Genomic DNA, 13,110 nt, shown 5'->3' with positions numbered 1-13,110 from the left:
CGGCGTGGGCAGGGGCGAGCGATCAGCGGGGAAGCGATGCTACAACAGGTCAGCGGAACGATTTTGAAGCGCCAGGTCATCTTCTGGGCGACGGTTCTGCTCGTCTTCGTCGCTTTCCTTTATATCTTTAGTTCAATCCTGCTGCCCTTCATTGCCGGCATGACGATCGCCTATTTTCTCGATCCGGTGGCCGACAGGCTGGAGCGGCTGGGCTTGAGCCGCCTGATGGCGACCATCGTCATCCTGGTGGCCTTCGTCATCGTCTTCGCCCTGGCGCTGGTGATCCTGATCCCCGTTCTCATCAACCAGTTCAACGATTTTGCCCAGCGCGTGCCGGGCTATATTACCCTGCTGCAGCAATTCATCGCCGACTACCAGGATTCCGTGCTGCCTGGCTGGATCAAAAGCCAGCTCGGCACCATCAAGAGTAATTTCTCCAGCATCCTGTCGGAAGGCATGGGTTTCCTGACGGGGCTCTTTGCCCAGATCTGGAACTCCGGCAAGGCGATTGTCGACGTCATCTCGCTGCTCGTCATCACCCCGGTTGTCGCCTTCTATATTCTGCTCGACTGGGACCGCATGGTTGCCAAGGTCGATCAGTGGGTGCCGCGCGATTACGTGGACGACGTCCGCCAGATTGCCAGAGAGATGGATCAGGCAATTGCCGGCTTTATCAGAGGGCAGGGTTCGCTTTGCCTCATCCTCGGCATTTATTATGCTGTTGGCCTCTCGATCGTAGGCCTGAATTTCGGCCTGCTCATCGGGCTTTTCGCCGGCATGATCAGCTTCATCCCCTATGTCGGCTCGATGGTCGGGCTTGTGCTTGCAATCGGTGTGGCGATCGTCCAGTTCTGGCCCGATTATATATGGATCGTCACTGTTCTTGCCGTCTTCTTCAGCGGCCAGTTTCTCGAAGGCAACATCCTGCAGCCGAAGCTCGTTGGCTCCAGCGTCGGCCTGCATCCCGTCTGGCTGATGTTCGCGCTCTTTGCCTTCGGCGCACTCTTTGGTTTCGTCGGTCTGCTGATCGCGGTGCCGGCCGCTGCTGCGGTCGGCGTCCTTGTCCGCTTCGCGCTTTCGCGCTACCTTCAGAGCGATCTCTATTATGGCGGGTCGCCAGGCGGCCGGGCCGGGAAGACGAAATCTGTTTCCGATGAATGACGTGAAGAACGCTGATCCGAAGCGCAAGGCCGGAGAACAGCTTCCCCTGGCCTTTTCGCATGACGCCGCGACCGGGCGCGATGACCTCCTGGTCTCGGAGCGGCTGGCCGCTGCCGTTTCGATCGTCGATGCCTGGCCGAGCTGGCCGTCGCCGGTCGTCATCCTTGCCGGTCCCGTTGGATCCGGCAAATCGCATCTCGCGGGCATCTGGAAGGAATTGAGCGGAGCGAAGGTCATCCATCCCCTCGCCGGTTCCGATGCTGCGATTACGGCTGCGAATGGTCCCGTCCTTTTTGAAGATGTGGACCGCGCGGGCTTCGATGACGTCAAGCTCTTTCATGTCATCAACAGCGTGCGGGAAAATGGCACCAGCCTGCTGATGACGAGCCGTCTCTGGCCAATGTCCTGGCCGGTCACGCTCCCTGATCTGCGTTCGCGCCTGAAGGCCGCGACGATCGTCGAGATCGGCGAACCCGATGAGGGATTGCTGTCGCAGGTCATCGTCAAGCTCTTTGCCGACCGGCAGCTTTATATAGATGACAAACTCGTCCTTTATATCGTTAATCGCATGGAACGGTCGCTGAGTGCCGCCCAGACGATTGTCGAAAGGCTCGATCGGCTGGCGCTTTCCAGAAGTACAGGGATTACCCGTTCGCTTGCCGCCGAAGTATTGAATGAATTGGGCAATTCCGGCTCGGGCGATTGACTGTCACAGTTCCGTCGTGAAACTGATATATTCGCCGAGCGGGTAAAAGCAGGGTGAGTGGACCATGGATAGTGCTTATCAGGAACATCAGGAAGCCACCCCGGACAACAATGTCGATCTGCCGCCGCTGGAGCAGCTGCTGTCGAGCCCTGAGCGTTTCATAAACCGTGAATTCTCCTGGCTGCAATTCAATCGCCGTGTCCTTGAGGAGACGCTGAACACCGAGCATCCGCTCTTGGAGCGCGTGCGCTTCCTGTCGATCTCGGCTGCCAACCTCGACGAATTCTTCATGGTGCGTGTCGCCGGCCTCGAAGGCCAGGTGCGCCAAAGCATCGTGATCAAGAGCCCGGATGGCCGCACACCCGCCGAACAGCTCGATTCGATCCTGAGCGAGATCGATCATCTGCAGATGGAACAGCAGGCGTCGCTTGCCGTCCTGCAGCAGTACCTCGCCAAGGAAGACATCCTGATCGTGCGTCCGGGTGCGCTGAGCGATGCCGATCGCCAATGGCTGGCAAACGAGTTCGAGCAGGCGATCTTCCCGGTGCTGACGCCGCTGTCCATCGATCCTGCCCATCCGTTCCCGTTCATTCCGAACCTCGGTTTCTCCATTGGCCTGCAGCTCGTTAGCCGCAATGGCCGCGAGCCGATGACGGCCTTGCTGCGCCTGCCGCCGGCGCTCGACCGCTTCATTCGCCTGCCTGACGACCGCAATACGATCCGTTACATCACTCTGGAAGACGTCGCCAATATCTTCATTCACCGGCTTTATCCCGGCTACGAGGTGCAGGGTTCAGGCACCTTCCGTGTCATCAGAGACAGCGATATTGAAGTCGAGGAAGAGGCCGAGGATCTCGTGCGCTTCTTCGAAACCGCGCTGAAGCGGCGGCGCCGGGGCAAGGTTATCCGTATCGAGACGGATTCCGAAATGCCGGTTTCGCTGCGCCAATTTGTGGTCCAGGCACTCAGCATTCCGGACAATCGCGTTGCGGTTTTGCCAGGCCTTCTGGCGCTCAACACGCTCTCCGAAATTACCAAGGCGCCGCGCGACGACCTGCGCTTTCCGCCCTACAATGCGCGATTTCCGGAACGTGTCCGTGAACACGCCGGTGATTGCTTCGCCGCCATCAGAGAAAAGGACATGGTGGTCCACCACCCTTACGAGTCTTTCGACGTGGTGGTGCAGTTCCTTCTCCAGGCTGCGCACGATCCTGATGTTCTGGCGATAAAGCAGACGCTCTACCGTACATCGAACGACAGCCCGATCGTACGTGCTCTGGTCGATGCCGCCGAAGCCGGCAAGTCGGTGACGGCGCTGGTCGAGCTCAAGGCCCGCTTCGACGAAGAAGCCAATATCCGCTGGGCGCGCGATCTGGAACGCGCCGGCGTGCAGGTCGTCTTCGGTTTCATCGAGCTCAAGACCCACGCCAAGATGTCGCTCGTCGTCCGTCGTGAGGAAGGCAAGCTGCGCACCTACTGCCATCTCGGCACCGGCAACTACCATCCGATCACCGCCAAGATCTACACGGACCTGTCCTTTTTCACCTGCAACCCCGTGATCGCCCACGACATGGCGAACATCTTTAACTTCATCACGGGTTACGGTGAGCCGGAAGAAGGGATGCAGCTTGCCGTTTCGCCGTACACACTGCGCCCCCGCATCCTTCGCCACATCAACGAAGAGATCGAGCATGCCCGCGCAGGCCGCCCGGCGGCGATCTGGATGAAGATGAACTCGCTGGTCGACCCCGACATCATCGACGCGCTGTATACGGCGAGTCGTGCCGGCGTCGAGATCGATCTCGTCGTGCGTGGCATCTGCTGCCTGCGTCCGCAGGTGCCGGGCCTGTCCGATAATATCCGCGTCAAATCGATCGTCGGCCGTTTCCTCGAACACAGCCGCATCTTCTGCTTCGGCAATGGTTATGGCTTGCCGTCCGACAAGGCCCTTGTCTATATCGGCTCGGCCGACATGATGCCGAGAAACCTCGATCGCCGCGTCGAAACGCTCGTTCCGCTGACAAATCCGACCGTTCACGAGCAGGTTTTGTCACAGATTATGCTCGGCAACGTGATTGACAATCAACAAAGCTACGAGATATTGCCCGACGGTACGTCACGGCGCATGGAAGTGCGTAAGGGCGAGGAACCGTTTAATGCGCAGCAGTATTTCATGACCAATCCCAGCCTGTCGGGCCGCGGTGAAGCTCTGAAATCGAGTGCGCCGAAGCTGATCGCCGGTCTGCTTGCCGGCCGGAACAACAAGTAAACTGGACCTAATGGTTGAATCTGAAGCCCAGGGGCGACTTCCGGGTATCGCCCCGGTCTCCGTTGTCGATATCGGATCGAATTCCATCCGTCTGGTCGTCTACGAAGGCTTGTCGCGTTCGCCCACCATCCTCTTCAACGAAAAGGTTCTCTGCGGCCTCGGCAAGGGCATAGCCCTGACCGGCAAGATGGATGAGGAAAGCGTCGCACGCGCGCTTCAGGCCCTTCATCGCTTCAAGGCGCTCTCCGATCAGGCGCGCGCCGCCACCATGTATGTGCTGGCGACGGCGGCCGCGCGTGAGGCAAGCAACGGCCCCGATTTCATCCATCAGGCCGAGACGATCCTGCAGCGCCATGTCCGCATACTCTCGGGCGAGGAAGAGGCGCGCTTCGCATCGCTCGGCATCATCAGCGGCTTTTACAATCCTGATGGTATCGCCGGCGATCTTGGCGGTGGTTCTCTGGAACTGATCGATATCAGGGGCAAGGATGTCAGTGGCGGTATTACCCTGCCGCTCGGCGGTCTGCGTCTGTCCGAATATGCTGGCGGGTCGCTCGCCAAAGCGCGTGCCTTTGCCCGCAAGCAGGTCAAGACCGCCAAACTTCTCTCCAGGGGGCAGGGGCGCACCTTCTACGCCGTCGGCGGCACCTGGCGAAACATTGCCAAGCTGCACATGGAGATCACCCGTTATCCACTGCACATGATGCAAGGCTACGAGGTGTCTCTCGAAGGCATGATGCAGTTCCTCGATCAGGTCGTTACGGCTAAGGATTCCAAAGAGCCGGCTCTGCAGGCGGTATCCAAGCACCGTCGTTCTCTGCTGCCCTTTGGTGCTATCGCCATGAAGGAAGTGCTGAACGCCATGAAGCCTTCAGTGATTTCCTTTTCCGCCCAGGGTGTGCGCGAAGGTTATCTCTACTCGCTGCTGTCTGAATCCGAGCGCCGGTCGGACCCGCTGCTTGCCGCTGCTGGCGAACTTGCCATCCTGCGAGCCCGTTCGCCGGAACACGCCCGCGAGTTGGCCGATTGGACCGGCCGAATGATGCCCTTCTTCGGCATTCAGGAAACCGACGAGGAAAGCCGTTATCGTCAGGCAGCCTGCCTGCTGGCCGATATCAGTTGGCGCGCCCATCCCGACTATCGCGGTGCCCAGGCGCTGAACGTCATTGCTCACTCGTCCTTCGTCGGCATCAGCCACCCCGGCCGTGCCTTCATTGCCCTGACCAATTACTACCGCTTCGAAGGCCTGCACGACGATGGCTCCACGGCGCCGCTCTCTTCGATCGCCGGTCCGCAATTCGTCGATCGCGCAAAGCTGCTTGGCGGCATATTGCGAGTCGTCTACCTGTTCTCGGCTTCCATGCCGGGGATCGTGCGCAACCTGACTTTCCGCAAGTCCGCGTCCCCCGACCTCGATCTGGAATTCGTCGTGCCGCACGAATACCACGACTTTGCCGGCGAGCGGCTGGATGGTCGCCTGCAGCAATTGTCGCGGCTTACGAACAAGCGGTTGGCATTTCGCTTCGAATAGACGACTCAATAGGATCAACCAACAAGGGCGGCGCTCTCGCACCGCCCTCTCGATCTCACACCAAACCCGGATTACTTCGCGTTCAGGAGCTCGCCGACTTCGAGGATGCTGAACTCGTTATTGTCGGCCTTGTCGACAGCGCGACCGGCCGAGAATGGCAGGTTGTTGTCGTTGCCGACGATGATGTGGGTGGCGTCGACGCGGTCGACGTTTTCGATCGTCACGAAGGGCATGTTGTAGACGCCGGGGATATCACCGGCTTTCTTCTTGTTATCAGGATCCTGGATGTTCAGGAGATCGATATAGCCGATCTTGCGGACAGCCTTGCCGACGTTGGCATCATTGAACTCGATCTTGTAAACGCGCTTCAGCTCGGCCGGAGCTTCGAAGCAGTCCGGCTTCGGCTGCTTGGGGTCGGCGCAAGCCTTGTCCTTCGTGCCGGCGCCATTGTCGCGCTCGATGACGAGAGCGGTGGTCTCGTCAAGCATGTTGAAGTCGCCAATCGAAGCGCCCTTGTCTTCGAACGGATAGAGCCAGCTGCGGCCGGTCCACTTCTTGGAAGCGACGTCGAATTCGATGACGCGGATGGCGGTGTGGCCGTCAACCGTTTCCATCTGACCATCATTGTAGATCGCGCCTTCCAGCAGCCCGTAGAGCTTTGAGCCGTCCTTCGACATGGCGAGGCCCTCGAAGCCGCCGGAGCGCTTCAGATTGAAAGTCGGCATCTTGGCGGCAGGGTTGGCTGGCAGCTGGATCAGCGGGTTGTCGGGGGACAGGACCGGCTTGCCGTCGAGTGTCGTCGGGATGACGTCCGTCAGGCGGCCTTCGGTGTCGATTTTCAGGAGGTAAGGACCGAATTCGTCGCCGAGCCAGAAGCCGTCGGCAACCGGCTGCACGGATTCGATGTCGAAGTCGGCGCCGGTGAGATAACGGGTGTCGGAGGCTTCCGTAACGATCGGGAACGGAGCGATCTTGTTCGGGTCGGACAGGAAGAGGTTCCTGACGACGTCAACCTTGTTGGCGTTCCAGTCGAACTTCAGCTGATGCAGGAACAGCATGGAGTCGGACGAGGTGAACTTCGAGCCGAAGCCGTTGTCGGAGAGCGTCCAGAAGGTGCCGTCGGGCATGGTCTTGATGCCGGAAAAACCCTGGATCGGCTGGCCGTCGAGCGGCAGCTTAAGGTCGGTGACGCGGGCGCCATCCTTGCCGTCGATGGTGCCGAGCTTCTCGGTGCGCTTGCGGTCAGGGGTCGTGAACTTGCCCGAGGTCTTGAGAAAAGCCGGCGCATCGGCCGGAGCCGGGGTCAACGTGTTGGCAGGCAGAATGGCCTGGCCGGCGAGCTTCGCCGGGAAGAGCTGCTGGTCGGCGGAGACGGAGCCTGCGACGAGCATGAAAATGGATACGGAAGCGAAAAGAACGTTCTTCATGATGTCCCCATAGAACGGAGTGCAAAAGCGCCATCCGCTTAGCAGGGCATTCATGTCGGCACATTGACGATTGGGTGAAGCTTTGGTGACGGGTGGATAAAGCCTCGTTTCAACCGCGCCTGAGAGTCGCTGGTTGATTGAGGACAGTCACGGTGCGTGAAGAAAGTGCGATGACATCGAGCCCCTGGCCACGGCCGCGTACGGCGTGATTGCCAAGGTTTTCGCCGATAATCTCCTCCGGCAGCGTGATGCGCTGGGCAAGCTCGGCGGACATCAGCACCGGCCGGTTGAGTGTCCGGCAGAGCGACTCCAGCCGCGAGGTAGTGTTCACCGTATCGCCGAAGAAGCTGATCTTGTGATGGTCTACGCCGACCTCGGCCGTAATGACGCTGCCTCCGTGAAGGGCGGCCCTGAGCTTCGGCACATGGCCGTAGCTTTTCTTCCAGCTCGCGGCATTGGCGTCGATATCGGCGAGGATATCGAAGAGGCAGCGTACGCAGCGCGCATCTTTGACGCCGCGCGCCAGAGGCCATGTGATGATCGCCGCATCGCCGACATAGTCGTTGATCAGGCCCTTGTGACGCCGTACCGGCTCTGCGAAGGCGGCAAACAGCGAACTCAGAAGCTGCTGTGCACGCAGGTCACCATGCTTTTCGGCAAAGGCGGTAGATTCGGCGAGATCGATGAACAGAAAGACCCGCTCTTCTTTGATCGGGTTTCGATAGCGGCTGATCAGCATGCTGATGAAAACTTCGCGCCCCAGCAGTTCGCGCACCCTGAGCAGGAAGATCAACGTAGCGCAGACCGCGAGTGCATAGAGAAAGACGTCGAACGGCATGATCAGCACGTCGATCATCTTCGGTGGCGTCAGAGCGCCCAGCAGCGCGAGGAGGAAGCCGGCTGCCGCAAAGCCGATGCTCATCAGGATTTCGTAGATGACGAGCTCGGAGATGATAAAGAGCAGGGTTGGTAGTTTCTGAATGCGCCGGTAGAGGCTGCGCAGAAATACCTTCCGCTCGAAGGCGAGGATCGGCATGCCAATGAAGAGCGCGAAGATCGCGCCGATGACCGGCGTTTGGCCGGCAAAGAAGTATAGGTCGTAGACCACGCCGCTGAGTGCCAGGACGAGCGCAATCAGGATCCAGTTCTGCGTCGGGGATATCTCTCTCATGCCGCCCTTTCGCCGAAGCACTTCATTCGGCTATTGTTTCCTGCGTTTGGCGGTGGTCAAGCGATTTTGAATTTACTCAGGTAGAACGACTGTCTCGACCTTGCGGCCGGCGAAGCGCAAGGCGATCTCGCCGCGGATGAGCTGCAGCGCCGGCTCGCCGAAAAGATCGCGCCGCCAGCCATGCATGGCCGCGACATCGGCCGTTTCGCCCTCAGCCGCTATCCTGTCCAGGTCGTCGCTATTGGCGATCACCTTGGGCGCCACGCCGTGCTTTTCGGAAATCAGCTTGAGCAACACCTTCAGAAGCTCGACGGCTGCTGCCGCACCTTCCGGCGGCTGCGCCTGGCGCGGCACATGCGGCATTTCGGAGCGTGGCAGCGCAAGCGCAGTATTGACCGCTTCGAGCACCGCGGCCCCCGTGGCCGAGCGCTCCCAGCCCTTCGGAATCGTGCGCAGGCGGCCGAGAGCTTCGGCGTCCTTCGGCTGCTGCTGCGCGATTTCGTAGATCGCGTCGTCCTTCAGCACGCGCGACCGCGGCACGTTACGCGACCGCGCCTCGCGCTCGCGCCAGGCGGCGACATATTTCAGAATGGCCAGTTCCTGCGGCTTGCGCAGGCGCAGCTTCAGCCGCTGCCAGGCGTCATCGGGATGGATATCGTAAGTCTCGCGCGATTCCAGAATGTCCATTTCCTCGCGCAGCCAGGAAGCGCGGCCTTCGCGCTCCAGTTCGGCCTTCAGGTAGAGATAGGCGTCGCGCAGATGCGTGACGTCGGCCAGCGCATATTCAAGCTGCTTGTCGGACAGCGGCCGTCGGCTCCAGTCAGTAAAGCGCGAGGACTTGTCGATATGAACATTCTTGGTGCGGCTGATGAGCTGGTCGTAGGAAACACTGTCGCCAAAGCCGCAGACCATGGCGGCGACCTGTGTATCAAAGATAGGGTGAGGGATCAGGTTGCCACGATTGAAAATGATTTCAATATCCTGCCGCGCCGCATGAAATACCTTCAGCACGTTTGGATTGGCCATCAACTCGAAGAAGGGCGAAAGATCGATGCCTTTCGCCAGAGGATCGACCAGCACCTCGACCGTCGGGCTCGCCATCTGGATCAGGCACAGTTCAGGCCAGAATGTCGTCTCACGCAGAAATTCGGTATCGATGGTAATGAAATCGGACTTGGCCAGCTCTTTGCAGGCGGCCGCCAGATCGGCGGTGGTTTCGATCATATCAATTCATTCACAAGGAAGAGGTCAGTTGAACCTTCCTTCCCCTTTCGAAGAGATATGTCAATACGGGGAGCGGGCTTCACCTTCGCGAAGTCTTATTCGCCGGGATATAGGCGATATTTTCTGCCGTTGAGTCAACAGGACGACAACCGAGGCATAATATCAAACCACGCGAAGATAGCTTGTCATGCCCGTCTTCTGATGCTCGATGATATGGCAATGCAGCACCCAGTCGCCGGGGTTGTCGGCGACAAAAGCAAGCTGCACCTTCTCATCCGGCTGCACGAGGTAGGTATCGGAGATGAGTGGTATCACCTCGCGCGTCGAGGATGAGATGACGGTAAAGCTCATGCCGTGCAGGTGGATCGGGTGAGTGTGCGGCGTGACATTTTCCAGATTGAAGATGTAGCTCTTGCCAAGCTTCAGCTCGGCGAGCGGCGCGGTCGGATCGGACGTGTCGCCCGGCCACGGGACCTTGTTGATGGCCCAGAAGCTGTAGCCGAGCGTGCCGCAAATACTGTCGACGGCGGCGTTCTCCGCGGTTGCGGACAGCACGAGCGGAATCGTTTCCGCCGAAGAGAGATCGGCCTTCGGCACCGGATTTTCTGCGAGCGCGCCGAGATCGCCGATATCGCGCTTCAACGATTGCCCGGTGGCGCGCAGTCTCGCGATCACCTTGGGTGTCGTGCCGCGAATATCTTCCAGCGTCGCGACCGCCCCCTCGCTATCAGGCATGCGAACGGCAAGATCGAGCCTCTGGCCGGGGCCGATCTGCAGGAGATCCAGCGGGAAGCGCTTCGGCACCGGATTGCCATCGATGGCGATGACCGTCGCCTCGGCACCTTCCATCTTCAGCGAGAAGATGCGGGTCACGTCGGTGACGGCGATACGCAGGCGGATCAGCCCGCCGGCGGGCGCATCATATATTGGCTCCTGATGCCAGTTTGCGGTGCGGATCGTGCCATAAGTGCCGGCCTTGGCTGCATCGCGCGGGCGGAAGGGCGCGATGAACTGTCCGTCACCGCCGAGCCGCCAGTCGCGCAAGTTGAGCACGACTTCCGCGTCGAAGGCAGGATCGGACGGATCTTCCACCACGAGCACGCCCGTCATGCCATGACCCATCTGGGTCAGTGTGTTGCAGTGGGGATGATACCAGAAGGTGCCGGCATCCGGCGGTGTGAAGAGATAGTCGAAATTGTCCCCCGTATAGACATAGGGCTGCGTGATGAAGGGCACGCCGTCCATCTTGTTGTCGATACGCAGCCCATGCCAATGGATCGTCGTCGGCTCGTCGAGGTTGTTGCTCAGCCGCGCGGCGCAGGGTTTCCCCCGCGGCATCCTGAGAACGGGCGGCAAGCCCTCGTCACCCCATGTCATGATGTCTCGCGTCGGTGAACCATCGATGATCTGCGCTTCGGTCTTTCGCGCCGTCAGCACACGCGGCTCGGGTGCGGCTTCCGCCAGCCCGAACCGTCCCGCAATGGCCATGCCCGCACCATAGGCGCCGGCAACGGCGGAAGCCTTGATGAGGTTGCGGCGTGTGAGCAGGGGCATCGGAAACTCCGTCTTTGACGATGCTTCCTTTTAAAGTTGACTGCCGCCTTCATCAATATGCTGGCTTCGGCCAAACTGCCGCAGCGCGAGCACCGCAACTCCCTCGGAAACGCTGACGTAAACGGCTCGTTTGCCCCGCCAAGCCTTGACAAATCAGAGCGTCCATGCGCTTGTCCGCCCGATTTTCTTGTCGGCGCTGCAGGTCTGCGGACCATGCCGCCGTCTTAAGCCAAATACCAGGAATTGAGATCATGCACCGCTACCGCAGCCACACATGCGCCGCTCTTCGTAAATCGGACGTCGGCTCGACTGTCCGTATTTCCGGCTGGGTCCATCGTGTCCGAGATCATGGCGGCGTGCTGTTCATCGACCTTCGCGATCATTACGGCACGACGCAGATCGTTGCGGACCCGGATTCGCCTGCCTTCAAGCAGGCGGAAACCGTTCGCGGCGAATGGGTCATCCGCGTCGACGGCCTCGTCAAGGCCCGTACCGAAGATACCGTCAACAAGAACATGCCGACCGGCGAGATCGAACTCTACGCGCAGGAGATCGAAGTGCTCTCTGCTGCCAAGGAGCTGCCGCTGCCGGTCTTCGGCGAGCCGGACTATCCGGAAGACGTTCGCCTGAAATACCGCTTCCTCGACCTGCGCCGCGAGACGCTGCACAAGAACATTGTCAAGCGCACGCAGGTGATCTCCGCCATGCGCCGTGAAATGGGCAATGTCGGCTTCACCGAATATACGACGCCGATCCTAACCGCCTCCTCGCCGGAAGGCGCGCGCGACTTCCTCGTGCCGAGCCGCATCCATCCCGGCACCTTTTACGCACTTCCGCAGGCCCCTCAGCAGTACAAGCAGCTCTTGATGGTTGCAGGTTTCGACCGTTACTTCCAGATCGCGCCCTGCTTCCGCGACGAAGACCCGCGTGCCGACCGCCTTCCGGGCGAATTCTACCAGCTCGACCTCGAAATGAGCTTCGTGACCCAGGAAGACGTCTGGAACACGATGGGTCCGCTGATGACCAAGATCTTCGAGGAGTTCGCCGAAGGCAAGCCGGTCACCAAGGAATGGCCGCGTATCCCTTATGACGAAGCGATCCGCAAATACGGCTCCGACAAGCCGGACCTGCGCAACCCGATCGTCATGGAAGCGGTGACCGACCATTTCGCCGGCTCCGGCTTCAAGGTCTTCGCCAATATGATCGCCTCTAACCCGAAGGTTCAGGTCTGGGCGATCCCGGCCAAGACCGGCGGCTCCAGAGCCTTCTGCGACCGCATGAACGCCTGGGCGCAGTCGACCGGCCAGCCGGGCCTCGGCTACATCTTCTGGCGCAAGGAAGGCGAAAAGCTCGAGGGCGCAGGTCCGCTTGCCAAGAACATTGGTGAGGAGCGCACCGACGCGATCCGCACGCAGCTCGGCCTTGGTGACGGCGACGCCTGCTTCTTTGTTGCCGGCGATCCCGCCAAGTTCTACAAGTTCGCCGGTGAAGCCCGCACCAAGGCGGGTGAGGAACTGAATCTTGTCGACCGCGACCGCTTCGAACTGTGCTGGATCGTCGACTTCCCGTTCTTCGAATGGAACGAAGAAGAAAAGAAGGTCGACTTCGCCCACAATCCGTTCTCGATGCCGCAGGGCGGCCTCGATGCGCTGCAGAACCAGGATCCATTGACGATCAAAGCGTTCCAGTACGACGCCGTCTGCAACGGCTTCGAAATCGCCTCGGGTTCGATCCGTAACCAGTCACCGGAAACCATGGTCGCCGCCTTCGAAAAGGTGGGCTTGAGCCAGCAGGATGTTGAGGATCGTTTCGGCGGCCTCTATCGCGCCTTCCAGTACGGCGCGCCTCCGCATGGTGGTGCTGCTTTCGGTATCGACCGCATCGTCATGCTGCTCGTCGGCGCCAAGAACCTGCGCGAAATCTCGCTCTTCCCGATGAACCAGCAGGCTCAGGACCTCTTGATGGGCGCGCCGACCCCGGCAACGCCCACCCAGCTCCGCGAACTGGCGATCCGCCCGATCCCGCCGCAAAAGAAAGACTGAGACGCAAGTTCTTCAACAAAAAAGC

General features: G+C 60.1%; 9 protein-coding genes. 5 read left to right on the top strand and 4 right to left on the bottom strand.

Annotation, left to right across the window (positions count from 1 at the left end; all coding sequences use genetic code 11):
• The first annotated feature begins 36 nt into the window (after positions 1–36).
• The 4 genes from FHT92_RS02435 (at position 37) to ppx (ending at position 5,667) form a co-directional block, all read left to right on the top strand.
• A complete protein-coding gene (locus FHT92_RS02435; protein ID WP_183744152.1) occupies positions 37–1,161 on the top strand; it encodes an AI-2E family transporter in 1,125 nt (374 codons plus the stop codon).
• Positions 1,154–1,867 (top strand): DnaA regulatory inactivator HdaA, encoded by a 714-nt coding sequence (gene hdaA, locus FHT92_RS02430; protein WP_183744149.1) that lies wholly within the window; start codon positions 1,154–1,156, stop codon positions 1,865–1,867. Before FHT92_RS02435 ends, hdaA begins: the two co-directional genes overlap by 8 nt.
• Before the next feature lie 64 nt (positions 1,868–1,931).
• Positions 1,932–4,136, top strand: coding sequence for an RNA degradosome polyphosphate kinase (locus FHT92_RS02425; RefSeq protein ID WP_183822272.1), 2,205 nt, complete (start codon positions 1,932–1,934; stop codon positions 4,134–4,136).
• A 10-nt stretch (positions 4,137–4,146) separates the two neighbouring features.
• Positions 4,147–5,667: an exopolyphosphatase gene (gene ppx / locus FHT92_RS02420; RefSeq protein ID WP_183744143.1), complete on the top strand. Its 1,521-nt coding sequence runs from the start codon at positions 4,147–4,149 to the stop codon at positions 5,665–5,667.
• 71 nt (positions 5,668–5,738) lie between these two features.
• Here ppx and FHT92_RS02415 read toward each other — a convergent pair whose 3' ends face one another.
• The 4 genes from FHT92_RS02415 to FHT92_RS02400 form a co-directional block, all read right to left on the bottom strand.
• Positions 5,739–7,094: an esterase-like activity of phytase family protein gene (locus FHT92_RS02415; protein ID WP_183822270.1), complete on the bottom strand. Its 1,356-nt coding sequence runs from the start codon at positions 7,092–7,094 to the stop codon at positions 5,739–5,741.
• Positions 7,095–7,203: 109 nt separating this feature from the next.
• Positions 7,204–8,265 carry an adenylate/guanylate cyclase domain-containing protein gene (locus FHT92_RS02410; RefSeq protein ID WP_183822268.1) on the bottom strand — a complete coding sequence of 354 codons (1,062 nt, stop codon included), beginning with the start codon at positions 8,263–8,265 and terminating at the stop codon, positions 7,204–7,206.
• A gap of 72 nt (positions 8,266–8,337) precedes the next feature.
• The gene (gene rnd / locus FHT92_RS02405) at positions 8,338–9,489 is read right to left on the bottom strand and encodes a ribonuclease D (RefSeq protein ID WP_183744134.1); all 1,152 of its coding nucleotides are present in this window, start codon (positions 9,487–9,489) and stop codon (positions 8,338–8,340) included.
• A 162-nt stretch (positions 9,490–9,651) separates the two neighbouring features.
• Positions 9,652–11,043: a multicopper oxidase family protein gene (locus tag FHT92_RS02400; RefSeq protein WP_183822266.1), complete on the bottom strand. Its 1,392-nt coding sequence runs from the start codon at positions 11,041–11,043 to the stop codon at positions 9,652–9,654.
• A gap of 251 nt (positions 11,044–11,294) precedes the next feature.
• Between FHT92_RS02400 and aspS the strand changes: the two genes are divergently transcribed.
• Complete coding sequence (aspS, locus tag FHT92_RS02395; RefSeq protein WP_183822264.1) at positions 11,295–13,085, top strand: aspartate--tRNA ligase; 1,791 nt, start codon at positions 11,295–11,297, stop codon at positions 13,083–13,085.
• Positions 13,086–13,110 lie beyond the last annotated feature (25 nt).

Source organism: Rhizobium sp. BK377 (genome assembly GCF_014193935.1).
In the GTDB taxonomy this organism is placed as follows: domain Bacteria; phylum Pseudomonadota; class Alphaproteobacteria; order Rhizobiales; family Rhizobiaceae; genus Rhizobium.
This window is presented reverse-complemented; position numbering and strand designations above follow the sequence as displayed.

Excerpts from the sequence above, each read along its gene's own strand:
- FHT92_RS02435 (WP_183744152.1), top strand. The coding sequence starts at position 37 with ATGCTACAACAGGTCAGCGGAACGATTTTGAAGCGCCAGGTCATCTTC.
- hdaA (WP_183744149.1), top strand. The coding sequence starts at position 1,154 with ATGAATGACGTGAAGAACGCTGATCCGAAGCGCAAGGCCGGAGAACAG.
- FHT92_RS02425 (WP_183822272.1), top strand. The coding sequence starts at position 1,932 with ATGGATAGTGCTTATCAGGAACATCAGGAAGCCACCCCGGACAACAAT.
- ppx (WP_183744143.1), top strand. The coding sequence starts at position 4,147 with ATGGTTGAATCTGAAGCCCAGGGGCGACTTCCGGGTATCGCCCCGGTC.
- FHT92_RS02415 (WP_183822270.1), bottom strand. The coding sequence starts at position 7,094 with ATGAAGAACGTTCTTTTCGCTTCCGTATCCATTTTCATGCTCGTCGCA.
- FHT92_RS02410 (WP_183822268.1), bottom strand. The coding sequence starts at position 8,265 with ATGAGAGAGATATCCCCGACGCAGAACTGGATCCTGATTGCGCTCGTC.
- rnd (WP_183744134.1), bottom strand. The coding sequence starts at position 9,489 with ATGATCGAAACCACCGCCGATCTGGCGGCCGCCTGCAAAGAGCTGGCC.
- FHT92_RS02400 (WP_183822266.1), bottom strand. The coding sequence starts at position 11,043 with ATGCCCCTGCTCACACGCCGCAACCTCATCAAGGCTTCCGCCGTTGCC.
- aspS (WP_183822264.1), top strand. The coding sequence starts at position 11,295 with ATGCACCGCTACCGCAGCCACACATGCGCCGCTCTTCGTAAATCGGAC.